Origin of the sequence: Providencia sp. wls1914, from assembly GCF_009706645.1 — a bacterium.
GTDB classification, from domain to species: Bacteria; Pseudomonadota; Gammaproteobacteria; order Enterobacterales; family Enterobacteriaceae; genus Providencia; species Providencia zhijiangensis.
In genome coordinates, this window is the sequence record NZ_WLUN01000006.1 from 90,197 (window position 1) to 115,558 (window position 25,362).

A 25,362-nucleotide genomic window follows, 5' to 3' on the forward strand; every position below is an offset into this window, starting at 1 on the left:
TATGAATGGCGGTTGAGCCGCTCGAAGAACTCAGGAAGCTCACATACATTCTTTCCGATTCACCGTTAATCCCTAATGTTGCCTTTCCATGATCTTTCGCGGTGATATTGCAAGAAAACCCTAAAGATGATTCATAAACACTGCCTGTCTGTGTCCAGAATGTAATATGCCAACAATTAGTTGTTGCTCCAATTAAATATTTAAATCCCAAAAACATCCGTCAAAATTTCTTTATCCGCAACAGGACCCAACTCTTTTTTGTCATCCAATAATACAACAGCCGTACCTAACGAATGCGTTAAAATAACCTTTTTAAATCTTGCCCCCAAAATTTTTCAAGTTTCAGGTAGCCATAATAATAATTCGATAATGCTTTTTCATTCAGATTTATATTTTCATTCTACGCCATAGTAACCTCCTAATTTTTTCACTGGTAAGGTGAAATTCAATCTAGCAGTATTCACGATGGAAACAGTAGCCGAGTGAATAATATTTCGTACTATTTTTAATTTATATTAAGAGAACTTAGGCTCTACTATTTAGAGCCTAAGTTATTTTAAAATGGGAATAAAACGGGGATCACAGCCACGCTGATAAACATCACAATTATCGTAAATGGCACGCCAATCTTAAGAAAATCTGCAAATTTATAACCACCGGGGCCCAATACCAATGTATTCACAGGGGAAGAAACGGGAGTCATAAACGCAGCGGATGCCGCAATACCAATCACCATCGCAAACGGTAGCGGAGATACTTCCATTTGGCGCGCGGCGGCAATGGCAATCGGTGCCATTAATACTGCAGTGGCCGTATTGGAAATAAACAAGCCTATCGTCGCGCATAGAATAAACAGGCAGACTAGCATGACATGAGGCCCCAATCCGCCAGCTACCTTCATCAGTGCGTCTACCGCGAGGGCTATCCCCCCCGTTTCCTGTAAAGCGATAGCGAATGGCATCATCCCAACGATCAAAATAATGCTCGGCCAATGAATTGACTTATACGCACTTTCCATATCAATACAGCGAAATTTTCCCATTAATAAACAGGCAATTAATGCCGCAATAAAGTTAGGAATTTCATTGGTGACCATCATCGCCACCATGAGTGCAAGGCAAAATAATGCATGAGGGGCTTGTGAGGAGGCTGGGGCAACGGCCTCAACTTCAGCGGCTAAGTTCAATACGATAAAATTACGTGGTTTGGTCGATAGAATACGGATCAGCTTCCAGTCTCCAATGACCAGCAAAATATCCCCTAAGCGCAGAGGTTCATCCACTAGCTTTCCATCAAGGGCCTTTCCATCACGGCGGATCCCTACGATGTTTAAACCATATCGGGTACGAAATTTAATCTCTCGTAACGTTTTACCCAATAATTCTGAGTCTGGGTTCATGGAAACTTCCGCCATCCCGACATCCCTTGATTGCTCGGAAAAATAATCCCCACGCAAGATCATCGGTTCAAGAAGTTGCTCACTGCAAAATTGGCGTAGTTCATCGTCAGTCACTGAAATATCAATCAGCAAAACATCGCGCTCGCGTAGCTCAGTTCCCCCCGTTGCACTCACCATCACACGGCGAAACTTACGCCAGCGCTCAATCCCCACCACGTTTGCACCATAACGGGAACGTAAATGAAGCTCATCAAGCGTGTGTCCTATCAGTGAAGAGCCTTTACGAATAGCTAATCGGCGAGCGCGTCCTGCTAATTTATAATCGCGGATCAGGTCACGGAAACTGCGTTGATATTTAACAGGTTGTTTATCCGGCTCATTGCTCCCTAACCAGCGACGAGTTAGCCACATATAGCCAATACCCGCGATTAAAATAAGCAGCCCTATCGGGGTAATTGAGAAAAATTGAAAGCTGGGTAATCCTTCGCGAACTAATTCACTGTTCACCACCATGTTGGGCGGTGTTGCGACTAATGTCATCATGCCGCTGATTAAGCCAGCAAAGCCCAGCGGCATCATTAATCGACTTGGTGAGGTTTTCATCCGTGCCGCTACACTGAGCACTACCGGAATAAAGATAGCGACCACGCCAGTGGAGCTCATAAATGCACCGAGCCCCGCCACCGTCATCATTAAAAAGACCAGCATTTTACTTTCGCTGCTGCCTGCGACTCGGACGAGCCACTCCCCCATTTGGTAGGCAATTCCGGTACGAACCAGACCATCACCGATGACAAATAGAGCGGCAATCAACAAAACGTTAGGATCCGCAAAACCCGCCGTTGCCTGTTGTAAGGTCAGTGTGTCACTTAATACAAACGCCACAATCACTAATAAGGCAACCACATCCATGCGGACTTTATTGGTAGTAAATAGAACAACCGCGATCAATAGTAGGGTTAGCACCCACAGCAATTCTCCGTTCAAAGTATCCCCTTTCGACGAAAAAAAACAGGCTAAAGATTTTAGTTAGTTAACCATGTTTTTCAGAGGATTTCTTTGATTAGATCGCAATTAGACGTTTTTCGACACGAAAAGCTCAAAATAGCCGTTATTGTCAGGGCCTGTCACGGAAATTTGTTCTAATGTACTAATAATTGCAGAGATTTCATCTCGTCTTGGCATACCTTCAGGATCATGAACCGCAATAACTTGGCAACCCGCACTTAATGCTGAATGGATCCCTGCTGGCGCATCTTCAAAAGCAATGCACTCTTCAGGAGGCAGCTCGAGGCTTTTCGCCCCTAATTGGAACGGTTCTGGATCAGGTTTGCCTTTAGAGACTTTTTCAAACGTGACCCAGTGCTTCGGCTCAGGTAAACCCGCTGCTGCTCGGCGTCCGTGAGCAATTGGCACTGTGCCCGAAGTTACAATCGCCCAAGGGGCACCTAATTTATTCAGTAAAGATAACAGCGCTGTTGCACCCGGCAGTGCAACAACACCGTCCATATCTTCGCTTTCCATTTTCTCTAACCAACGAAAATGGCTCTGTAGCTCTTCTTCGCTTGCATTAGGTAGGAAATGGCGCAATGTGGTCATTGCAGGTTTTCCATGGATATAGTCGATAATCGCTTGATGATCTTCACCAATTCTATCGCCGAATAAACACCAACAACGCTCAACGACAGCCAGTGAGTCCGCCAATGTTCCATCGAGATCGAATAAAAAACCTTTTGCTTTTAACTTCACATCAAACCCTTTTTTAGAAAATCAGCTACCTAATACAAGACGTAAATGCGTCCACCTAAAAAGATAGGTTAAGCATTGAGAATTTGAGAAACCTCAACCGCTGAAAGGTGATATTGGCGAGGACAAGCTTGCCAAATTTTCAGCATTCTTAAATATTTATCCCACATTGGTGTTTGTGAGTTAAAGCCATGAGTTCCGCTATCGAAATGGGTGTAGCGCCCTTCGGTATTGACCATAAAGCGCACGTAACTCAGATAACGCGCTTCCGTTGCAGCATCAAAGCCCAAAAACTGCACACGACGGCCATCCACACCATGTTTGTCTTCCATGTTGCCGTAAGAAACTTGCAGCGCATGGTACATTTCCATTACTTCAATAACCGTACGGCACGTTTGCTCGCTGAGTTCACCAAAATCCCTATCCAGCTCGCGCATTTGTAAACCAAATCCACGCTCAATGATAGTTTGTAGACGACGGTAACGCTCTGCGTTATCTGGGTCTAACATGGTCATCATTTTATATTGATTGGATAAAATTAAGCGTTCAGCATTGGTCATTTCCATCACAGCTCTCCGTTGATAATTTTCTGCAATCTTCGCATTCAATGTTGATAATGCACAGATTAAATATCACTTTTATTGATCTAAACAGTTATTTTGCGTTAATTACTGTTAAATAACGGTTTGTTATCAAATCGAATGCTAAATAAGGTTCAATGAACCGTTTAGATATCTTCCATAAAGGTATGATCTAACTGATTGAACGCTTTTTTCAAAAGTTCGGCTAACGCCATATAGTCAGGCTGCTGCTCAACGGGTGCCATCGCAATTCCCGCTTCAGTGAATTTATCGCGAATTTCATAGAACCAGCTTAATAACCCTGCCGGTAATGGTGTAACGGCACGCTTACCTAACCACCATAACCCTTGCATTGGCAAGCTGCAGGCAAATAATGCCGTCGCGACAGCTGGGCCTAACTGCCCGCCTAACGCAATTTGCCAAGCCAGCGTAAATATCGCAATGGGCGGCATAAAGCGGATCCCAAACCGAATCGCTTTATTGATACGTAGTTCAGGAAACAGTGGCGTTAGCTTTTTTTCCATAGGAAAAACCTTCAGATAGTGATTACCTAATCTGAAGCGTTTAAAAAAACCTGGAGGGGTACTTTGCATTGTGCTCATCAATTAATTTCCTACTACTTATTCATTTTTTTACTGCTATTGATTTTCAGTGACTATCAATTTCAATCTGCCATCACAAAAACAATATCAATCTATGGCTAGCTTACGTCAAATTCAGCGTGAACGCACACTCAGTTTTTAAGTTAATTTTCACAAATTTAGCTTTAATTAAGCTAACTTAAATGAAACCCGCTATTCTCTTGAATACGTAACTCACCGCTATAACTACACTTTATATGGCATTTATGATTTTAATCAACCAAACGCCCTATTTTTAAAAAAAACGTATAAAATATAAAATAGTTTTAGTAGAATCGACCGTAATTAGAATTACTGCCGAACTATGTTACTTAATAGTTCTCTTTAATAAGTCAACAACAGTGATATATTGGGGTTCTGCACGTTATTTCAACACGATACTGTGACTTATTTTTCACAGTTATTTAACAGCATCACGTAACGTTTGCGCGAGAAAACCCTGTAAAATCATCGACCCATGTACTTTTTTGCACATATCATGATATCAATCATGAATTGGTCGGATATAAATGCGCTAGGCTCTAGCGAATTACATTTTTCAACTAAGTCTGTGTGTCCTCATAACGGGCTTCACAACATCAACTAAGATAGGTATTTCCATGTCAAGTAAGCTGGTACTGGTTTTAAACTGCGGTAGCTCCTCACTGAAATTTGCAATCATCGATCCGACTAATGGAGATGAATTTCTATCAGGTTTAGCTGAATGTTTTAATTTACCTGAAGCTCGTATTAAATGGAAAATGGACGGTGAAAAACATGAAGCACCTTTAGGTGCAGGCGCTGCACACAGCGAAGCACTGAATTTCATCGTAAACACAATTCTTGCTGCTAAACCTGAATTGTCCGCACAGATTTCCTCTATCGGTCACCGTATTGTTCATGGTGGCGAGAAATTCACTTCTTCTGTTGTTATTGATGACGAAGTCATCGCGGGTATTAAAGCGGCAATCCCATTCGCGCCATTACATAACCCTGCTCACCTTATCGGTATTGAAGAAGCGAGAAAATCATTCCCTCATCTGATCACCAAAAACGTAGCGGTATTCGATACAGCATTCCATCAGACAATGCCTGAAGAAGCTTACTTGTATGCACTGCCATACGAGTTATATTCCGAGCACAGCATCCGTCGTTATGGTGCGCACGGTACTAGCCATTTCTACGTTTCTCGTGAAGCGGCGAAAAAACTGAACAAGCCAGTTGATGAACTGAACGTTATCACTTGCCATTTAGGTAATGGTGGTTCAGTATCTGCTATCGTTAACGGTAAATGTGTTGATACATCAATGGGTTTAACTCCATTAGAAGGCTTAGTCATGGGTACTCGTAGCGGCGATATCGACCCTGCGATTATTTTCCACTTACATGATTCATTAGGCATGAGCGTTGACCAAATCAACAAAATGCTGACTAAAGAATCTGGCTTACTGGGCTTAACTGGCGTGACTAGCGACTGCCGTTATGTTGAAGATAACTACGGCACTAAAGCGGATGCAACCCGTGCAATGGATGTGTTCTGCCACCGTTTAGCAAAATATGTTGGTGCGTACAGCGCGCTGATGGAAGGTCGTCTTGATGCAATTATCTTCACTGGCGGTATCGGTGAAAACTCTGCACAAGTGCGTGAGATCACGCTGAAGAAACTGGCAATCCTTGGTTTCGAATATGACCACGAGCGCAACTTAGCTGCACGTTTCGGTAAAGAAGGTGTTATCACCACCGACAACAGCCGTCCGGCACTGGTTATCCCAACCAATGAAGAGTTGGTGATTGCCCAAGATGCTGCACGCTTAACAGCATAAAGACTTTCTTGCCGCCAGCCTTATGCTGGCGGTACTGCTTTAGAGTAACCAAAAAACGAGGTTCCTGTGTCCCGTACAATTATGCTAATTCCTACTGGCACCAGCGTTGGTTTAACCAGCGTTAGTCTGGGTGTCGTCCGCTCAATGGAACAAAAAGGTGTCCAGCTGAGTGTGTTTAAACCTATCGCACAACCACGCGTTTCCGGTAATAAAGACCAAACCACTGAAGTTTTACGTTCACACTCCAGCATCACGACCATTGTTGAACCACTAACAATGGAATATGTGGAATCTCTGCTGACTTCATCAAAGAAAGATATTTTGATGGAAGAGATCGTGGCTCGCTACCACGACCACACTAAAGATGCGGAAGTGATCCTAATCGAAGGTTTAGTCCCAACTCGCAAGCACTCTTTTGCACAATCACTGAACTACGAAATCGCCAAAACCTTAGGCGCTGAAATTGTCTTTGTTACTGCGCCGGGCAATAGCTCAATCCAGCAAATGCAAGAGCGTTTAGAGCTGGTTCGTAACGAATTTGGTGGCCAACGTAATGAAAGCATCATTGGGGTTATCGTTAACAAAGTTAACGCACCCGTTGATGAGCAAGGTCGTACTCGCCCTGACCTGTCTGAAATCTTTGATGATTCAACCAAAGCGACTGTGGCAAATATCGATGCCAAAGCGCTGGAGTGTTTAAATCTGCCAGTATTAGCGTCAATTCCTTGGAACTTTGACCTAATTGCCACTCGTGCAATCGACATGGCAAAACACTTAAATGCAAAAGTCGTTAACGAAGGTGAAATCAACACTCGCCGCGTTAAATCCGTCACTTTCTGCGCACGTAGCATTCCACACATGCTGGAACACTTCCGCCCAGGTTCATTGTTAGTGACTTCAGCTGACCGCCCTGACGTGCTGGTTTCTGCCTCTTTGGCGGCAATGAACGGCGTAGAAATCGGGGCTATCTTACTAACTGGTGGCTATGATATCGATGCACCTATTCGCAAACTTTGTGAACAAGCATTTGAAACGGGCTTACCTGTGTTTATGGTGAACAGCAACACATGGCAAACTTCGCTGAATCTGCAAAGTTTCAGCCTTGAAGTTCCAGCTGATGACCATGAGCGTATCGAAAAAATTCAAAACTATGTGGCTCGCCACATTAGCAGTAATTGGATTGAATCTCTGGTTGCTGATTCTGAGCGCCCTAACCGTCTGTCTCCTCCTGCATTCCGTTACCAGTTAACTGAACTGGCTCGTAAAGCAGGCAAACGCATCGTGCTACCAGAAGGTGATGAGCCACGTACCGTTAAAGCAGCATCGATTTGTGCTGAACGTGGTATCGCAACCTGCGTACTGTTAGGTAATCCTGATGATATCCGCCGCGTTGCGGCATCTCAAGGTATCGAATTAGGCGCTGGCATCGAAATCGTTGACCCAATTAAAGTTCGCGAAGAATATGTTGCTCGTTTAGTCGAACTGCGTAAAAGCAAAGGCATGACCGAAGTCGTTGCTCGTGAACAGCTGGAAGATAACGTTGTTCTGGGCACATTGATGCTGGAAAAAGGCGAAGTAGATGGTCTAGTCTCTGGTGCTGTTCATACAACTGCAAACACCATTCGCCCACCATTACAGTTAATCAAAACTGCACCAGGTAGCTCATTAGTTTCTTCTGTATTCTTTATGCTGCTGCCAGAGCAAGTGTTTGTTTATGGTGACTGCGCGATTAACCCAGATCCAACAGCTGAGCAACTGTCTGAAATTGCAATTCAATCTGCGGATTCAGCAAAAGCGTTTGGTATCGAACCTCGCGTTGCAATGATCTCTTACTCTACGGGTAATTCCGGTGCGGGTAGTGATGTTGAAAAAGTACGTGAAGCAACACGTTTAGCACAAGAAAAACGCCCTGACCTGATGATCGACGGCCCATTACAGTACGATGCTGCGGTAATGGCTGATGTGGCAAAATCTAAAGCGCCAAACTCGCCAGTTGCGGGTAAAGCAACTGTGTTTATCTTCCCAGACTTGAACACCGGTAATACCACCTATAAAGCAGTACAACGTTCTGCTGACTTAGTCTCTATCGGTCCAATGCTGCAAGGTATGCGTAAACCCGTTAACGACTTATCCCGTGGCGCACTGGTAGACGATATTGTTTACACTGTTGCACTGACTGCGATTCAAGCGGTACAAAACGAAAACGCATAATCTTAGTTATTAAGCTTTGTGTTAAAAGGTCAATCCGGAAACGGGTTGACCTTTGTTTTTTCATCGTTATATGAAAATGATATTCCCCTCATTTCATATCATTAACCTCTATATTTTCACAAAAATATTGAGGATGATTATGATTATCCCCCAAAGAGCCAGTATTAAGTTTAAACAGATAAAATTAACAGATCATTTTAAAGATACCGTTAAAAATGAGTTTTCCCGTAATATAATCGGTATTAAAAATATTCAAGAAGCCGAAAAAGGTGTCTGTTATGGATTAACACATGCTTTCTTATTTTATGCCCATGCAAATGATGAAAAAACATATATAAAAAATCTGGCGATAGCATTGAAAAAAACACATAACTCCAAGAAGAATATTCGCCATTATCACACTTTTTTAAATGATGCCTTTTGTCAAATTATTTATAGACAGAAAATAATTGATTATGTTCTGCATATTGACTATGCCATAAAAAAATTTGATTTTTCAAATGATAACAGAGAGTTAAAACAAAGAAACATGCTTAACTCAATCAATGCCGTATTTTTTAAAAACAGTGCGTTATTACTGGATAATATAGGAGAAGATGATGCCATTGATTTTAAAAAATTATTACATCAGTTATATTTTTATACCTATTCCACATCAGCAAGTGCCCGGGATAATATATTAAAATTGAAAAGTAAATTTGAAGTTAATTTAATAAAATCAACTGTTCGAGAAATCAAGAAAAAATGTTCTAACTTTGCAATGACTGATTTATCAATCAACGGCATTAAACCATTTTTTGAATTAGTTAAAAACCACCAGAAAAAAATCATTAAGTATCAAATAACACAAAGAAATAGCCAATATAATATAAAATATGACGCCTATACGATTATTGATAATAATGTAAAATTAAATCCAAAAAATTATATAACCTTTGAGCAATTCAAACAGCGAATTAATAATCGACTACAACAACAGAAAGATACCATTTGTGATTTTCTAACTAAAGATCATGCTATGGGGATCACGATTAAACATATTAACGATGAAATCATATTCAAGTTCTTTGAGCCTAATAAAGGCCTTTATATAACAGAAAATAAGAAAAAATTTTTTAATCTCATTGAAAAAATAATGTCTCAGCAAGAATGCTTAGTTAATTCTCAACATGAGAAAATCATCGAGATTAATACGTCCTACGCCGATAAACTTCATCAATATCCACTGTCCAATAAAATCAAAGAACCTAAATTTTATAAATCATAAAAATACAAAAGGACTACCAAAGTAGTCCTTAATTCAATACTCACATTTATTCTGGGTTTGAACAGCTAATCGCTTTATCCGCTTCATTATTGCGCGTTAACCATAATGACAGTGCTTTAAGCGAATCTGGCGTAAATTCATCACAACGAGCGGTAATTTCCTTGGGAGTCAACCAAGTTACTTCCACGACTTCACTTTCTTGCAAAGCAAAAGGACCGTGACTCACACAACTAAATAATCCACCCCACACGCGGCAAATTTCATTTTCATAATAGAAAGTACCATGTTCTGCAAACGGAACACCTGCAATCCCCAACTCCTCTTCAGCTTCACGCTTAGCTGATTCAAGGATCTGTTCATCTTGCATCACGACACCACCCGCCGTCGCATCCAAAAGCCCTGGGTAGAAATCTTTAATGTCCGTTCTCCGTTGCACCAGAATTTTACCCATTCCATCGTGCACCACGATGTAGGTCGCACGGTGACGTAAGTTTTCTGCACGCATTTGGCTACGGGTTGCTTGCGCTATTACATTATTATCTTCGTCAACGATATCTACCCATTCGACGAATTCGGTCTGTTGTTCCATCCTGAAAACCTTATTTAGCTTGTCCACCAAAATACTTTGATACAAGGTATTCTTTTCGCATATATGTTGCAAGAGATCCTAACCAAATTTGACCTTGCTTTCCATCACAAAAATCAATGCATCTCTTTAAGATACAGTACAAAATTCTTTTTTGTGAAGCGTTAACTGAAACCCAACAATTCCTATTTGCAAATGCTATAGTTATCTTTATAGGGTGGTAAAAATTGGATTATTTAGAGTGTGATAGCGCTTTAAATATAGGGGATAAAAAATGAGAATTCTAATAACAGGCGGAACAGGGTTAATTGGCACCCAACTGGTTCAAACGTTAGTGATGCACTCACATCAGGTCACCGTATTAAGCCGTTCACCGCAAAAAGTATACAGTTTATTTTGTAAAGCCGTTGAGTGCTGGACAACCCTTCAAGATAAAACAGACCTCGATGGCTTTGATGTGGTCATCAACCTTGCCGGCGAACCTATCGCAGAAAAACGCTGGACAGCAGCACAAAAACAGATCCTCTGTGACAGTCGCTGGAAAATTACGCAGCAATTGACGAATTTAATCAAAGCCAGTCAAAACCCACCGAGCGTATTCCTGTCAGGCTCTGCTGTAGGCTACTATGGCGACCAAGGCCAATCCGTCGTGACGGAAGAGGATCAACCCCATGATGAATTTACCCATCAGCTAGCGGCTCGCTGGGAAGCTATCGCCCAAGAAGCGCAATCGGATAAAACCCGAGTGTGTTTATTACGTACTGGATTAGTTTTATCCCCTAACGGTGGTTTACTTGCCAAAATTCTGCCTATTTTTAAAATGGGTGCTGGCGGGCCGATTGGTCATGGAAAACAATATATGCCGTGGATCCATATTAACGATATGGTGAAAGCTATTTTATTCTTGATGGAGACGCCAACCCTTTGTGGCCCATTTAATATGACTTCGCCTTACCCTGTCCATAATGATCAATTTGCCGCCATGATGGGGGATGTGACCAACCGCCCTTCCTTTATCCGCACCCCTGCATTTGCAGTTAGAGGCGTGCTTGGGGAGTCCGCGACATTATTGCTTGGTGGACAGCAGGCCATACCTAAACGTTTAGAAGAGGCTGGCTTTGAATTTGAATTTATTGAACTGAGAATTGCACTAGAGGATTTATTAGCACCAAAATCATAATCATTTAAAACAGGCGCTATTTAGCACCCTGCCAACGGGTGAATAAATCATACTCAAGCTCGATATCAAATTGGTCAAGAATCCGGTTAACGGTCTGGTTAACAATATCTTGAATGGATTGAGGCTGATGATAAAACGCAGGCATTGGGGGCATAATCACCGCACCCATTTCTGCGGCTTGTACCATCAATTTCAAATGGCCAATATGCAACGGTGTTTCACGCACGCCCAACACCAATTTTTTTCCTTCTTTTAAAACAACATCTGCGGCACGGGTAACTAACGTGTCTGTATAGCTGTGAACGATGCCAGAAAGGGTTTTCATAGTACACGGCATGATAACCATACCCGCAGTACGAAAAGAGCCTGAGGAGATGGCAGCGGCAATATCGCGGCTATCATAAACATGGTCTGCGAGCTGTTGTACATCTTTAACACTGAATTCTGTCTCCAGTGCTAATGTCTGACGCGCTGCTGCACTCATCACTAGGTGGGTTTCCACATCTTTCACAGGTTTAAGCACTTCCAGCAATCGAATACCGTAGATCGCTCCACTCGCACCCGTTAACCCAATGATAAGTTTTTTCATGTTCAGCCCCAATTCACGTAATTTCCTGCATTATATACCAAATATCGTGAAGTAGTGAGTGAGGAACCTTATGTGGCCTTAAGGAAGGTAAAGACAATAAAAATAGAGAGCTGATTTTTCAGTTCTCTATTCTAGACAGATTAGTTCGATGGGATTGATGTTTTTTTCTGTCCTGCTATTTCAGGAGCTCTAGTCTTAAAATGTTTAGATGTTAAAGCCTTAGCATTAGATAGCACCAATAATCGTAACTCTTCAGTAGTTAACCGTTTAGTTTTACCGTTATTCATATTTAGCCTCTAGATATAAATATGCATAAACATATTGTATGCAGCGATAATATTATATCGCTTGCTGTTTAGAATTCAATCAGAAATAATCTAATTTATTGTTCTTCAATGTTTTCTCTGAATAGATTTAACTGAGCCAACTGTAATTCTTCAACAGTTGCATACATTACTAATTCATTTTCTAATAACTTAAAACCAAACTTTTCATAATACGAAATCAGTTCTGGATGAGGCTCTATAATATAAACCCCTTTACTATCTGAATATTGTGACAAAAAAAACATCGTAGCCACAATAACAAACATTGTTAGTCGCCCTGATAGCGGATGATCGGGATTATTTCTCACAAACGATTCAATGAGAAGAATGTGTAACTCACCATTTTCAGAGGCATAAATACCCAGCATGGCACCATCAATATTAGATTCATCATCTAACCTAATCCCTAGGTGAAAACTACTTTCACTCAAGTAATGAGGAAATTTATCTCTCCAATTCAATATTGAACGTTCATCTCTAGTTAAGGATTCAAAATCATCTTCACAAAGGGCATCGACTTTTAAACCTAATTGAGTGCTATCTATGAATTCTTGCAATAATTCAATCGTTTTAGAAAGATTAGATGTTAATGACAAAGTTCACTCCTAAATCTCGAATTTAATATTCAATACAGAGCAAAACTTTACTCACGGAATAAGCAGTCATCAATAAAGGAAACTTGAGCGGAGGGTAATTCAGACTAACTTCATTTTCAGCTTAGTTTTAGATGTAATCCTCTAAATAATTCATGTTGTAGCTAGGCGGCAAGTTAGCTAATCCCTAGGAACATACACAAGTATGTGACTAGGGTTAGCTAATGCAGCCAACAACGCTATAGCGTGAAGTATGACGAGGATTCCCTAACGTTTAGCCTTCGTTGTAAATCTCAAGATCCTCAACATCACTCTGATCTTTCAACTTCAACTCATCATCTTTACGCAGATTTTCCAGATAATCTAAATAGGTCTGGTCAATATCTTTGGTCACGTAAATGCCATCAAATACGGAACATTCAAATTCGTTGATTTCAGGGTTTTCTTCACGAACCGCATCAATAAGGTCGCTGAGATCTTGGAAAATTAGGCCATCTGCGCCAATCAGTTTACGGATTTCATCCACTTCCCGACCGTGTGCAATCAACTCATTGGCATTTGGCATATCGATGCCATATACGTTAGGGAAGCGAACTTCCGGTGCTGCTGAAGCAAAGTAGACATTCTTTGCACCCGCTTCACGAGCCAGTTCAACGATCTGTTCTGATGTGGTACCGCGCACAATAGAGTCATCCACCAGCAGAACGTTTTTATCACGAAACTCTGCACGGTTTGCATTCAGTTTACGGCGTACAGATTTACGACGTTCTTGTTGCCCAGGCATGATAAAAGTACGGCCCACATAGCGGTTTTTCACAAAACCTTGGCGATACGGTTTATCGAGGATATGGGCGATTTCTAACGCGATATCGCATGAAGTTTCAGGGATTGGGATCACCACATCAATATGCAAGTCTTCCCATTCGCGAGCAATTTTCGCGCCCAGTTTTTGCCCCATACGTAATCTTGCGTTATACACCGAGATTTTATCGATAAACGAATCTTGGCGAGCAAAATAAACATATTCAAAAATACACGGTGTCAATTGAGGGTTTTCTGCACATTGGCGGGTAAATAATTTACCGTCTTCAGTAACATACACCGCTTCGCCTGGCGCAACATCACGCAGGAATTCGAAACCTAAAGTATCAAGTGCTACGCTTTCAGACGCGACCATATACTCATGCTCACCAGTCGCAAGAATACGGCGGCCAAGGACTAATGGGCGAATACCATGAGGATCACGGAATGCCACCATACCATGACCAATAATCAGTGCCACGCAAGCATAGGCGCCACGGATTTTTTTGTGCATTGATGCTACGGCACTAAAAATGTTGTCGGGTTCGAGAGGAAAATGATCAAACTTATCTAATTCGTATGCTAATACGTTTAGAAGAATTTCGGAGTCTGACGTGGTATTCACATGGCGACGTGCTGTTTCAAATAGACTCCGAGCGAGTTCGTGAGCATTTGTCAGGTTACCATTATGTGCAAGGGTGATACCAAAAGGAGAGTTAACGTAAAAAGGCTGGGCTTCGGATGCGCTGGAACTACCCGCAGTTGGGTAACGCACATGTCCAATACCCATTGAGCCTTGAAGGCGCAGCATGTGGCGCGTTTCAAAGACATCTTTTACTAAACCATTTGCTTTACGCAAACGGATATTGTTTTTACCATCAATAGTCGCAATACCCGCTGCATCTTGCCCACGATGCTGTAGCACCGTTAACGCATCATAAATTGATTGGTTTACCGGTGAAACACCGGCGATACCGACAATACCGCACATTTAGTCTTTCCTCATCAGCCAGACGGAGAGATATTCTCCGGTAGGAAACTTGACGCATTTTGCAGGTAGTCAAAGAACCACCTAATAATATGACTGAACTGCGGAATAAGCTGTGAACGATGCCAATCCTCACTTTGAGGAAGCGGTGTAAATGTATCGAGAAAGAACAATAGCGCCGATACAATTAATACCCCACGCAACGCACCGAAGCAAATCCCCAGTACACGATCTGTACCCGATAATCCGGTTTTTTGTACTAATGAGCTAATCACATAGTTCACCACTGCACCGACAATCAATGTCGCGATAAACAGTGCTGCAATCGCAATACCATTACGAACCAAAACATCCTCAAAGTTCGTAAAGTAACTCGCTAAGTAAGGATAGAACGTACTTGCTACGAAGAACGCACAACCCCAAGTGATTAACGATAATGCCTCACGTACAAATCCACGGATCAGGCTTACCAGTGCCGAGAAGCCAATAATGGCGATAATTGTGTAATCAATCCAGACCATATTTCATTCCAAAATTCGCATTCACGTCAGCGGCGAATGCATTCTAACAGAAAACGAAAACGTTTGCGTAACCATTTTTCATTGAATTTAAAAAAATCAGCGGCGAAAAGAAAAAATCATAATCGCCGCAGTAAGTTACTAAATACCCTTATTTTTTAGGGATAACTGAATGTCAATTTAAGGCTTAAAAGCTTGGATTATCCCTTTTGTGCCGGTAATTGCGTTCAGTTCAGGTAAAGCTGATTCCAGCTTCTGCCTTGACGCTTCAGGCCCCACATAAATACGAGTTAATTTGTTGTTCACCGGCTGCGCTGGCACCGTATAAACCTGATACCCAGACAGTCTTAGTTTCGCCACAATTTCTTCAACCTTGCTGGCATTATTGAGAGCAATCACTTGCACCACATAGGCTTTACCTTGAGGTTCTTGTTTTGGCTCTGGCTTCGGTTCTGGTTTCGGTTCCGGCTTTGGCTCCACCTTAGGCTTAGGCTCAGGTTTTGGCTCTGGCTTAGGTTCCGGTTTCGGCTCTACCCGTGGTTTTTCTGGAGTGACATTGGCAGGAATGGCGCTTCCATTTTGATTCACCACGTTTTGACTATTATTACTTTGATTTGCACTGTTTGCGGCTACAGGAGGCTGCTCACTTTGCTTTTGCTCAGTAATAGCTTCCGATAACATCGCTTCAGAAGTTCCTTCCGAAGAAGCGGTCGATGCACTGTGTGTAATTGGCGCAATTGACTCAATATCTTCTTCATCACCCGGTTTGGGAATAATCGGAATGGCTGCAAATTCATTCTCATTGTATTTTTTATCGCCATCCAGCAATGCAGGCAATACGATGACCCCTGCAGCGACTAAAACAATGGCGCCAGCAAGACGATTCTGGAATTTACTAGCCACTGGCTTTATCCTTCTGTTTTCTCTAATAGCATCATGACATGAGCCACGGTATGGAATGATCCACACACCACAATCACATCTTGTGGTTGCGCATCCGCACACGCTTGTTGCCAAGCTGCTTCCACGGAATCAAACTCATGTGCACCGTCAACGTGCTGGCTAAGCTCAGTCACATCTGCACCACGAAACTCTCTCAGCGGTGCAAGATACCAGTCAGTTACCTGCTGGGATAAACAAGTTAATGTCCCTTGAATATCCTTATCCCCCAGCATTCCCACTACCGCACGAATTCGGCGACCTTCTGTCACTGGTAATTGCGCAAGTTTGGAGACTAAATAGCCTGCAGCATGAGGGTTATGGGCTACATCTAAGATCATTAACGGATGTTCACCAATGATCTGGAAACGTCCCGGTAACTGAGCGGTACTTAAACCTTGATGGATAGCTTGGTCAGTGATTTTCTGCGCTAAGTCCGCATCAATCTCCATCAAGCAGCTGATCACACCCATCGCGGTTGCTGCATTGGCCAACGGCACATTCGGTAATGGTAAATTAGCCCATGACCTCTGAGAACTTTCCCAAGACCAATGTTGTCCCTGCTCTTGGTAATGCCAATCCTTGCCACGACGAAACAGCATGGTGCCTATTTTGTCGGCATAAGCGCCTATAGAGTCCGGCATATCAGGCTCACCCACCACGCCATAATGGCCTTGACGGAAAATACCCGCTTTCTCATGGCCAATATGCTCACGGTCAGAACCTAGCCAATCGGTATGGTCAAGCGCAATACTGGTGATTGCCGCGATATCTGCATCCACGACATTAGTTGCATCAAGGCGACCGCCCAACCCTACTTCAAGGATCACAATATCTAACTCAGCTTGCTTAAATAATTGTAGTGCAGCTAAAGTGCCATATTCAAAGTAGGTTAACGAAATATTTCCACGCTGCGCTTCGATAGTCGCAAATGCTTGGCAAAACTCACTTTCAGTAAGTTCTTTGCCTTGGATCCGGACGCGTTCCGTGTAGCGCACTAAATGTGGCGAACTGTAGACACCCACCTTCAAACCCGCCGCCATCAAAATGGACTCAAGCGTATGGCAGGTTGTGCCTTTTCCGTTGGTTCCAGTGACAGTGACGACGCGAGGAGCTGGTTGAGTGAGATGCATTTGACGGGCAGCTTGCCCTACTCGTTCCAACCCCATATCAATATTTTGACTATGCAGGTCGGTGAGATAAGAAAGCCAAGCCTCCAATGGAGACTTGGCGGTAGGAATGATTAGATTACTCATCATCTTTTTTATGTTTAGCGCCTTTTGCTTTATCTGCACCATCGACAGCATCAGCAAGATCAATTTCCACGTCAACCACTTCAACAACCAGCGCTGGCGCGGTGTTTAGACTTGGTTGATTGGTTAACATCGCTAGGACATCAGCCAAACGATCACGCATATCTTGACGACGCACGATCATGTCAATTGCCCCTTTTTCCAGCAGGAATTCACTGCGTTGGAAACCTTGAGGTAATTTTTCACGAACGGTCTGTTCGATAACGCGAGGACCCGCGAAACCAATCAGTGCTTTAGGCTCGGCAACGTTAATATCACCCAACATCGCTAAACTTGCAGAAACACCACCCATGGTAGGGTCGGTCAGTACAGAAATGTACGGTAAGCCACGTTCTTGCATTTTCGCCAGTGCAGCACTGGTTTTCGCCATTTGCATCAGAGACAGTAACGCTTCTTGCATACGCGCACCACCACTGGATGAGAAGCAAACTAATGGACAGTTATCTTCCAATGCTTGTTCCACAGCACGGACAAAACGTGCGCCCACAACCGATGCCATTGAACCACCCATGAAGGAGAATTCAAATGCAGCCGCAACAACAGGCATCTCTTTGAGCGTACCTTTCATCACGACGATAGCATCTTTTTCACCCGTTTCTTTCTGGGCTGAGCTAATTCTGTCTTTATATTTTTTAGAGTCGCGGAATTTGAGCACATCTTTTGGCTCTAATTCGCTACCTAATTCCGTTGTTGAGTTTTCATCAAGGAAAGATTCAAGGCGTTGGCGAGCATGAATACGCATATGGTGGTCACATTTTGGACACACTTGTAGGTTACGCTCAAGTTCAGCACCGTAGAGGACTTGCCCACAGCTATCACATTTAGTCCAAACACCTTCAGGGATGTTTGCTTTATGGGATGGGGTTGAAGTACCTTTTTTTAAAATTTTCTCAATCCAGCTCATTAATGGACCTTTTCGTCTGATTGCACTCTGACGACACTTCGAATAATACTGCCCCTGAATTTTAGGGATGGTTATATAAGAAGCATCTATCAGTATGTTATTTTTTTGCCATTAAACCACAATGATATCTCACTGTAGATAAAAACTTTTTTCAAACCGATTATTGGTTATCGTTTTTTTGCGTCGCCGCACTCTTTTCTTTTGCCACTGCATTTTTTTCTTTTGCAGCAGCTCGACGGTGGCGAATAATTTCAATGACACCCGGCAGAATCGAAATAAAGATAATCGCGACTATCAGTAATTTCAAATTCTTTTGTACTATCGGTAAATCACCGAATAAATACCCTGCATAGGTAAAGAGTAACACCCATAATAGCGCACCTGTCACATTATAAAAGGCAAAATGACGGTAAGACATTTTACCCATACCCGCAACGAAAGGTGCAAAGGTTCTCACGATAGGCACAAAACGCGCCAAAATAATCGCTTTTCCGCCATGTTTCTCATAAAACTGATGAGTTTTATCCAAATAGCTACGACGGAAAATTTTTGAATCTGGGTTTTTAAACAGTTTCTCACCAAAGATACGCCCAATGGTGTAGTTCACTGCATCACCAATAATTGCTGCAATAATCATCAACAACACCATGACGTGTACGTTTAAATCATTACTTGGCAATGCTGCTAACGCACCCGCGACAAATAATAATGAATCTCCAGGAAGGAAAGGCGTAACCACCAGCCCCGTCTCGCAGAATAGGATCAGGAATAAAATTCCGTAAACCCAAACACCATATTCGGCGACCAATTCCGCAAGATGCACATCAATATGTAAAATAAAATCAATGATAAAACTGATAAACTCCATGGGGTTCCTCATGTGGAGATTTATATTAACGACCTTTACAGTAGCTCATCCGCGAGAAAGAGAGGCCCCATCACATTCTGTGGCAGGTCAAATTTTTCAGGATAATCCACGCTCACTAAATACAGTCCTTCCGCTTTGGCTGTCGCCGCCGCTTTCGTTCTATCTTTTAATTCTAGAAGATGTGCCATCCAATCAATATCTTGATTCCCACAGCCTATCTCCAACAAACTGCCAACAATGTTTCTCACCATATGATGCACAAACGCATTGGCTTTAATATCCACAACCACATAGTTTCCGTGACGCGTTACATTCACGTGCATCACATTACGCCAAGGAGTTTTTGACTGGCACTGCACCGCGCGGAATGAGGTAAAATCACGCTCCCCCAGCAATGCTTGTGCCGCTTGGTGCATACGCTTTTCATCAAGCGGAAAATGAAAGTGCGTGACACCATTCGATAAAATTGCAGGTCGATAACGGTGATTAAAAATCACATAGCGATATCGACGTGCAGTTGCACTAAAACGCGCATGAAACTCATCATCCACAGGTTTACACCAGCGAACCGCTATATCGTCAGGAAGATGGGTATTCGCCCCCATCGTCCATGCCGCTTCTTTACGGTTAGCTGAAGTTTCAAAATGCACCACCTGCCCAGTCGCATGAACACCAGCATCTGTACGCCCTGCACAATTGACAGTGATTGGCTCTGCAGCAATTTTAGACAGAGCAGCCTCAAGGCAGCCCTGTACGCTTTTCACTTCTTGTTGGCGTTGCCAACCATAATAACGGCTACCGTTATACTCAATTCCGAGGGCAATGCGATGCAAGTTTGGGGACTCCGACATTAGTAATACAGCTCCTGAGCCAGTTTTTCTGCTGTCTCAACCGCCATTAACGCGCCACCAAAACGAACGTTATCCGCCACTGACCAGAATTGTAAAATTTCCGGGATACCGTAATCGTTACGAATACAGCCAATGCTTAAGAAATCATTACCTGATGCGTCAGTCACTTGAGTTGGGTAATCACCCTCTTCTGAGACCTGAATATCATCAAAACGTTCAAATTCTTCGCTCGCTTCTTCTGCGCTAACTGGGCGTAGTGTCTCTAAGTGCACCACTTGCGCATTACCATAAAATACGGGTGACTGAATAAAGCTTACGGAGACTGGCAAACCGTCGTCTTGCAGCACTTTACGAACTTGCTCAACTAAACGGCGTTCTTGCACAACACTGCCTTCGCCATCCGCTAATAATGGCAGCATGTTAAAGGCTAATTGCTTAGTAAAACGACCTTCTTCAGCAGGGATGCCATTCAATAAACGCGCGCTTTGCCCTGCTAATTCATCAACGGCGGCTTTACCGTACGCTGACATCGATAGCATATTGGTCAGTGTAATACGCCCTACACCAGCCGCATCCACTAATGGTTTGATAGACGTTAGTAGCTGGCTAACATAACTGTCTGCCACTGAAATAATATTGCGGTTACGGTAATCCGCTAATACTTGAGGGTTAACGCCCGGTACCACTAACGGTACATCAGGGTCTAACGCAAAAATACCACTGTTATCAATCACAATGCAGCCTTCTTGCGCTGCTAATTCCGCATACTGTGCCGCGGCCTCTTCACCTGCGGCAAAAAAGGCAATTTGTGCCTGCGACCAATCGAAGTCCGCGACATCTTGCACTTGATAGCTTTTACCGTTGAAGCGAATGCTCTCCCCTGCACTTCGCTCACTGGCTAGTAAATAAAGCTCACCAACGGGAAACTCTCTTTCTTGAAGCAGGGAAAGAATGCCTTCGCCCACTGCGCCGGTTGCCCCGAGTAATGCAATATTCCAACCTTCTGTCATGGTTTTTCCTCTAAAAAAATCAAAGTGAAACAAGCCGTGCTTAGCCGCTCATTTCACCTAAAAGAATCTGTTATTAAATTTTTGTGGTAAAGCCTAATGCGCTCAGTAGCTGGGCTGTCTCTTGGTTATCGCACTGAACAGTTAACGATGACCATTCACGGCGTTCTTGGTAATGTTTACGTAATTTATCGAACTCACCGGGAATGCCAGCCACTGCGCGCAGTGATGCATCATCACGGCGCACATCATACACGAGATGCACTAATCTTTTGAGCTGGCTTTGCGTTAATTTACCATTGAAATTAATGCAGTCGATATCCGGCTTCGGTAACAGCGATGTCAGAGACACGTTCGCAGGTTTACCTAGGAATTCACAATAAGCTTCAAAGACTTGGGTTGTTCCTCTTGCTTTTCCTTCTAAAGTATAGCCTGCAATATGCGGCGTACCGATATCCACATATGCCAGCAATTCTGTATCCAGATCAGGCTCAGGTTCCCATACATCCAATACCACACTCAGCGGCTTACCTTGTTCAAGCAACTGTAATAGCGCTTGGTTATCCACCACTTCACCACGGCTCGCATTAATCAAAATGGTACCGTCGCGTAGATTTGCTAATCGAGGCCCATCCATTAAGTGGAAAGTCGAATATTCGCCTTCCATATTGAGCGGCGTATGGAAGGTTAAAATATCAGCCTGTTCCAGTAGCGAATCGAACGGAACAAAAACTTCTTGGTCGCCTTTATCTGCTCGAGGAGGGTCACATAATACGGTATTAACGCCCCACGCTTGCAGACGTTTATACAAGCGCCCTCCCACATTCCCGACACCCACTATCCCTACGGTTTTATCGCGTAAATCAAAATTATCGCGCTCCGCCAGCATCAGTAATGCCGAAAAAACATACTCAACGACAGCAATGGCATTGCACCCTGGCGCTGAAGAGAATCCAATATTGGCTTCGGCAAGCCACTGGGTATCAACGTGGTCAAACCCTGCTGTTGCCGTGCCGACGAATTTTACTGGCGTATTGCTCAGTAATGATTTATTCACTTTGGTAATTGAGCGCACCATTAATGCATCTGCATCAACCAGTTCCTGTTCTGGCACTGGGCGCCCTGGTACTGCTTTAACTTCGCCTAGCTCACTAAATAGTGTTTGAGCATATGGCATGTTTTCATCAACCAAAATTTTCACGGAATTCGTCCCAATAGAATGTGTGTCATGCCCGATTTGGCTGCCACACTATACTCCAAATCGTCGATAGGCTGAATCATTTACATGACAATGCTTTTGGTTGAAATTAATAGTCTAATCGGTGACATTTAATTTTTCTTTTTATTAAACAAACTTACAGATGAGTCTGACTACCTAATCCCAAGGATTTCATGTTTAATCAGCAAAACTACATTAAAAGTTATTCATTTTTCAGGAAGGCATTTATTTTGAAAGGCATATTGATTGTGAAAAAAGTATTACTGTCGCTACCCCTAATGTGCTCGTTTTATGCCTATGCTGGCGAACAAAACTGCTCTGCGGACACCCTCGCTATCAACAATTTTAATAATTTCGTCTTTGCTCAAGAGCGCCCGTTTAACGACGCATTGAAAGAGATGAATTTACACACCACCAGCCAAGATGACTATATTAACAATACGGTTCAAACGAAGTTTGATGATTGTGGAGCCTTAATCGAATTAACGGGTCATGAAGTTGTCAAATTCAGCATCCACGACAGTGTATCCATCAAATCCATTGATATGAGCATGAAAAAAAATGGTCACGGTTGGGACTACAAATCCGCATTTAAACTGTCTGTTATTAATCAAGATAATGTTGAAAAAACCATCTTGCAGCAAAAAATGAACGGAAAGTTTTTCACTGATCAGAATGGAAAAATAACCGAAGCTAAAGATTCTTCTTATACAACGACGCTCGACAAAGAGCGCATGTTAACGAGAGCTGTCACTACTTTTTTAACTGATGATAAAGGACGATTATCTGAATCCAACCGAGTCAGTACGCTCGAAAATGATAGTGTGAAAACAGCCTTCCATTATGATGCGAAAAATCGCTTAGTTCGTATGCAGTCTGACTCAACCGTCAAAGAGTTTACCTATGATGATAATGACAGACCGTTAACCGAAAAAACCATTGAAGAATTTTTTACCACCGAAACAACCGTGACGACCTGTAAAAGTTGGAATACGTTCGGAAGATGCACCGACGCGGAAAAAAATATCACCACATTAATTAAAGATGAACACGGAGGGAAAGATAGCGTGTACAACTATCACGCTAATATCAAATACGATTATGTATATTGATTTTCCCTCTACTATGGGGTCAACTCTTTCATCCGAAACCGGTCTGGAGTGACCCCTGAAATTTGCTGGAACATCGCAATAAATGCAGACGCCGAACTATACCCCACATCCAAGGCAACTTCATGGACACTTTTACCTTTGTCCAGCCCTGCCACTGCATGTAAGTAACGCAGTCGCTGGCGCCACTCGCTGAATGACATACCCAGCTCTTGTTGGCAACGGCGAGATAACGTTCGCTCCGAGGTATAGGCCCGTTTTGCCCACTGGGCAAGCGTTGTATTATCCGCAGGATCTTGCTGTAACTCCGCTAAAATAGGCGCTAACAATTTATCTTTGCTGGTGGGTAAATAGGTATCTTGGCACGGTGAAATGGCAAACTGGTCAATCAACACTTCTCCCAAACGAATATCCTGCTCGGTTTCGGGCTGCACAATGCCCCGTTGATACATATCCGTCATGATCGTATGGAAAATGGGACTTAATCGTACAACACAGGCCTTACTCGCCAGTCGCGGCGTATAGGCTTGGGCGAAATCAATAATACGAAATTTAACACTCTGCTTATTAAAACTCGCATGTTGGGTATTGGCGGGGATCCAGATGCAAAACTCTGGCGGCGCCATATAATGCTTACCTTCCACTTCCATTTCCATAATTCCGCAGACCACATACAGCAATTGACCAAAGGTATGGGAATGGGATTTATATTCGGTTTGCTGGTTGATTTGTTCATGACGTAAGGCAATAAATTCAGGCTCAATAATATTGCATTCGTTAATCTGCAGAACATCACTTTTTAAATTATTCATAGGCTGTCTGAAAAGCGTTATCGATTGTCTGAATATCAGTATATATAATATTTCGGACAGATGTATACTCCTGTGACTGATTAGGGAGAACGTTGTTAATGAAATATTTCCTGTTTCCGCTGACCGCGGTTTTATTATGGTCCATAAATGCCATCGTCAACAAAGCCGCTGCAACGGCAATTGACCCGGCTGCCATTTCGTTTTATCGCTGGGCTCTGGCATTTTTAGTCATGACCCCATTTGTTCTGCGCTCGGTACTGCGCCATGCCAAAGTGGTTAAGCAACATTGGTGGCAACTGGCCATCTTAGGTGCTTTGGGGATGATGCTGTATCAAAGTTTGGCTTACTATGCCGCACATACGGTAAGCGCGACATTTATGGGTGTTATGAACTCATTTATCCCGCTATTAACTGTGGTGATTAGTATTTTTGTTCTGAGGGTGATCCCAACCGTTGGGATTGTTGTTGGTTCCGTTCTGTCTCTGTTTGGATTGGCTTGGCTAGTTAGCCAAGGAAACCCAAGCTCATTACTGGATAATGGATTGGGTCAAGGCGAATTGCTGATGATCGTCGCTTCCGCCGCTTATGCCCTATACGGAGTATTAACTAAGCGCTGGTCGATTCAACTTTCTAGCTGGGACTCCTTGTATGTTCAGGTATTCTTTGGGGTTTTATTATTAATTCCAAACTTCTTGATGGCAGATGATGTAAGCCTTAACAGCAATAATATCGGGTTAGTTTTATTCGCAGGGATTGCCGCATCGATTCTGGCACCCGCAATGTGGATCCAAGGTGTTCTCCGCTTAGGCGCCAATACCACCTCTATCTTTATGAACCTCGCTCCGGTATTTACTGCCGTTATCGCAGTGTTCACCCTTGGGGAAGAGTTAAAGAGTTACCACTTAATTGGGGGCGGTATCGTGTTACTCGGTGTGATGTTAGCTCAACAGCTACGCACCCCGCTCACTCAAGTATTTTCCCGCAAGAAAAAAGCGTTAGAAGAAGATACTTGCCAGTAAGCCACATTAATAGCTAATAGCTCGGTTGATTAAAAGCCCCATAAATCTACTTCAAGGTTATGGGGCTTTGTTTTATATCCAATTGATTTCGCC

The 25,362-nt window shown here is 43.0% G+C and carries 22 protein-coding genes and 1 pseudogene; 6 read left to right on the plus strand and 17 right to left on the minus strand.

All coding sequences use genetic code 11. The features are described 5' to 3' along the window. Positions 1-556: 556 nt before the first annotated feature. The 4 genes from GKR74_RS05795 to yfbV form a co-directional block, all read right to left on the minus strand. Positions 557-2,386: an SLC13 family permease gene (locus GKR74_RS05795; RefSeq protein WP_154602880.1), complete on the minus strand. Its 1,830-nt coding sequence runs from the start codon at positions 2,384-2,386 to the stop codon at positions 557-559. An 87-nt stretch (positions 2,387-2,473) separates the two neighbouring features. Next, on the minus strand, positions 2,474-3,148 hold the full coding sequence (locus GKR74_RS05800; RefSeq protein ID WP_181477307.1) for a sugar phosphatase: 675 nt from the start codon (positions 3,146-3,148) through the stop codon (positions 2,474-2,476). Between the two features lie 68 nt (positions 3,149-3,216). Then, the gene (locus GKR74_RS05805) at positions 3,217-3,711 is read right to left on the minus strand and encodes a YfbU family protein (RefSeq protein ID WP_036952716.1); all 495 of its coding nucleotides are present in this window, start codon (positions 3,709-3,711) and stop codon (positions 3,217-3,219) included. A 161-nt stretch (positions 3,712-3,872) separates the two neighbouring features. After that, positions 3,873-4,328 carry a terminus macrodomain insulation protein YfbV gene (gene yfbV, locus GKR74_RS05810; protein WP_036952713.1) on the minus strand — a complete coding sequence of 152 codons (456 nt, stop codon included), beginning with the start codon at positions 4,326-4,328 and terminating at the stop codon, positions 3,873-3,875. A 638-nt stretch (positions 4,329-4,966) separates the two neighbouring features. Between yfbV and ackA the strand changes: the two genes are divergently transcribed. The 3 genes from ackA to GKR74_RS05825 all read left to right on the plus strand — a co-directional run bounded on the left by ackA (position 4,967) and on the right by GKR74_RS05825 (position 9,647). Beyond that, on the plus strand, positions 4,967-6,169 hold the full coding sequence (ackA, locus tag GKR74_RS05815; protein WP_036952711.1) for an acetate kinase: 1,203 nt from the start codon (positions 4,967-4,969) through the stop codon (positions 6,167-6,169). Between the two features lie 81 nt (positions 6,170-6,250). Further along, positions 6,251-8,380 carry a phosphate acetyltransferase gene (gene pta, locus GKR74_RS05820; protein WP_154600249.1) on the plus strand — a complete coding sequence of 710 codons (2,130 nt, stop codon included), beginning with the start codon at positions 6,251-6,253 and terminating at the stop codon, positions 8,378-8,380. 139 nt (positions 8,381-8,519) lie between these two features. Continuing rightward, positions 8,520-9,647, plus strand: a complete 1,128-nt coding sequence (locus GKR74_RS05825; protein ID WP_154602881.1) for a hypothetical protein — start codon at positions 8,520-8,522, stop codon at positions 9,645-9,647. Positions 9,648-9,693: 46 nt separating this feature from the next. Here GKR74_RS05825 and yfcD read toward each other — a convergent pair whose 3' ends face one another. After that, the gene (yfcD, locus tag GKR74_RS05830; protein WP_154602882.1) at positions 9,694-10,236 is read right to left on the minus strand and encodes an NUDIX hydrolase YfcD; all 543 of its coding nucleotides are present in this window, start codon (positions 10,234-10,236) and stop codon (positions 9,694-9,696) included. Between the two features lie 271 nt (positions 10,237-10,507). Between yfcD and GKR74_RS05835 the strand changes: the two genes are divergently transcribed. Further along, the gene (locus GKR74_RS05835) at positions 10,508-11,413 is read left to right on the plus strand and encodes a TIGR01777 family oxidoreductase (RefSeq protein WP_154602883.1); all 906 of its coding nucleotides are present in this window, start codon (positions 10,508-10,510) and stop codon (positions 11,411-11,413) included. Between the two features lie 16 nt (positions 11,414-11,429). Here the strand turns inward: GKR74_RS05835 and GKR74_RS05840 are convergent, their stop codons facing one another. From GKR74_RS05840 to pdxB, 11 genes and pseudogenes are all read right to left on the minus strand, one after another. Then, positions 11,430-12,002, minus strand: coding sequence for a UbiX family flavin prenyltransferase (locus GKR74_RS05840; RefSeq protein ID WP_154602884.1), 573 nt, complete (start codon positions 12,000-12,002; stop codon positions 11,430-11,432). Between the two features lie 382 nt (positions 12,003-12,384). After that, positions 12,385-12,924, minus strand: a complete 540-nt coding sequence (locus GKR74_RS05845; protein ID WP_154602885.1) for a hypothetical protein — start codon at positions 12,922-12,924, stop codon at positions 12,385-12,387. 271 nt (positions 12,925-13,195) lie between these two features. Continuing rightward, a complete protein-coding gene (gene purF, locus GKR74_RS05850; RefSeq protein WP_154602886.1) occupies positions 13,196-14,713 on the minus strand; it encodes an amidophosphoribosyltransferase in 1,518 nt (505 codons plus the stop codon). Next, positions 14,674-15,231: pseudogene (gene cvpA / locus GKR74_RS05855) on the minus strand (colicin V production protein). Before cvpA ends, purF begins: the two are co-directional and overlap by 40 nt. Positions 15,232-15,408: 177 nt before the next feature. Continuing rightward, a complete protein-coding gene (dedD, locus tag GKR74_RS05860) occupies positions 15,409-16,131 on the minus strand; it encodes a cell division protein DedD (RefSeq protein ID WP_181477309.1) in 723 nt (240 codons plus the stop codon). Positions 16,132-16,136: 5 nt separating this feature from the next. After that, positions 16,137-17,426 carry a bifunctional tetrahydrofolate synthase/dihydrofolate synthase gene (gene folC, locus GKR74_RS05865; protein WP_154602887.1) on the minus strand — a complete coding sequence of 430 codons (1,290 nt, stop codon included), beginning with the start codon at positions 17,424-17,426 and terminating at the stop codon, positions 16,137-16,139. After that, positions 17,416-18,384, minus strand: coding sequence for an acetyl-CoA carboxylase, carboxyltransferase subunit beta (gene accD, locus GKR74_RS05870; protein WP_108478580.1), 969 nt, complete (start codon positions 18,382-18,384; stop codon positions 17,416-17,418). The genes folC and accD overlap by 11 nt, the downstream gene beginning before the upstream one ends. Positions 18,385-18,544: 160 nt before the next feature. Then, positions 18,545-19,252, minus strand: coding sequence for a DedA family protein (locus tag GKR74_RS05875; RefSeq protein ID WP_154602888.1), 708 nt, complete (start codon positions 19,250-19,252; stop codon positions 18,545-18,547). 35 nt (positions 19,253-19,287) lie between these two features. Then, positions 19,288-20,103 (minus strand): tRNA pseudouridine(38-40) synthase TruA, encoded by an 816-nt coding sequence (truA, locus tag GKR74_RS05880; RefSeq protein WP_154602889.1) that lies wholly within the window; start codon positions 20,101-20,103, stop codon positions 19,288-19,290. Beyond that, positions 20,103-21,113 (minus strand): aspartate-semialdehyde dehydrogenase, encoded by a 1,011-nt coding sequence (locus GKR74_RS05885; RefSeq protein WP_154602890.1) that lies wholly within the window; start codon positions 21,111-21,113, stop codon positions 20,103-20,105. Before GKR74_RS05885 ends, truA begins: the two co-directional genes overlap by 1 nt. Before the next feature lie 73 nt (positions 21,114-21,186). Beyond that, on the minus strand, positions 21,187-22,311 hold the full coding sequence (gene pdxB / locus GKR74_RS05890; RefSeq protein ID WP_336431302.1) for a 4-phosphoerythronate dehydrogenase PdxB: 1,125 nt from the start codon (positions 22,309-22,311) through the stop codon (positions 21,187-21,189). 266 nt (positions 22,312-22,577) lie between these two features. On the opposite strand from pdxB, the gene GKR74_RS18160 reads away from it, so the two are divergent. After that, complete coding sequence (locus GKR74_RS18160) at positions 22,578-23,441, plus strand: hypothetical protein (protein WP_336431303.1); 864 nt, start codon at positions 22,578-22,580, stop codon at positions 23,439-23,441. Between the two features lie 11 nt (positions 23,442-23,452). Here GKR74_RS18160 and GKR74_RS05900 read toward each other — a convergent pair whose 3' ends face one another. Then, positions 23,453-24,250: an AraC family transcriptional regulator gene (locus tag GKR74_RS05900; protein ID WP_154602892.1), complete on the minus strand. Its 798-nt coding sequence runs from the start codon at positions 24,248-24,250 to the stop codon at positions 23,453-23,455. A gap of 98 nt (positions 24,251-24,348) precedes the next feature. Between GKR74_RS05900 and GKR74_RS05905 the strand changes: the two genes are divergently transcribed. Further along, on the plus strand, positions 24,349-25,269 hold the full coding sequence (locus GKR74_RS05905) for a DMT family transporter (protein ID WP_154602893.1): 921 nt from the start codon (positions 24,349-24,351) through the stop codon (positions 25,267-25,269). Positions 25,270-25,362: the final 93 nt, after the last annotated feature.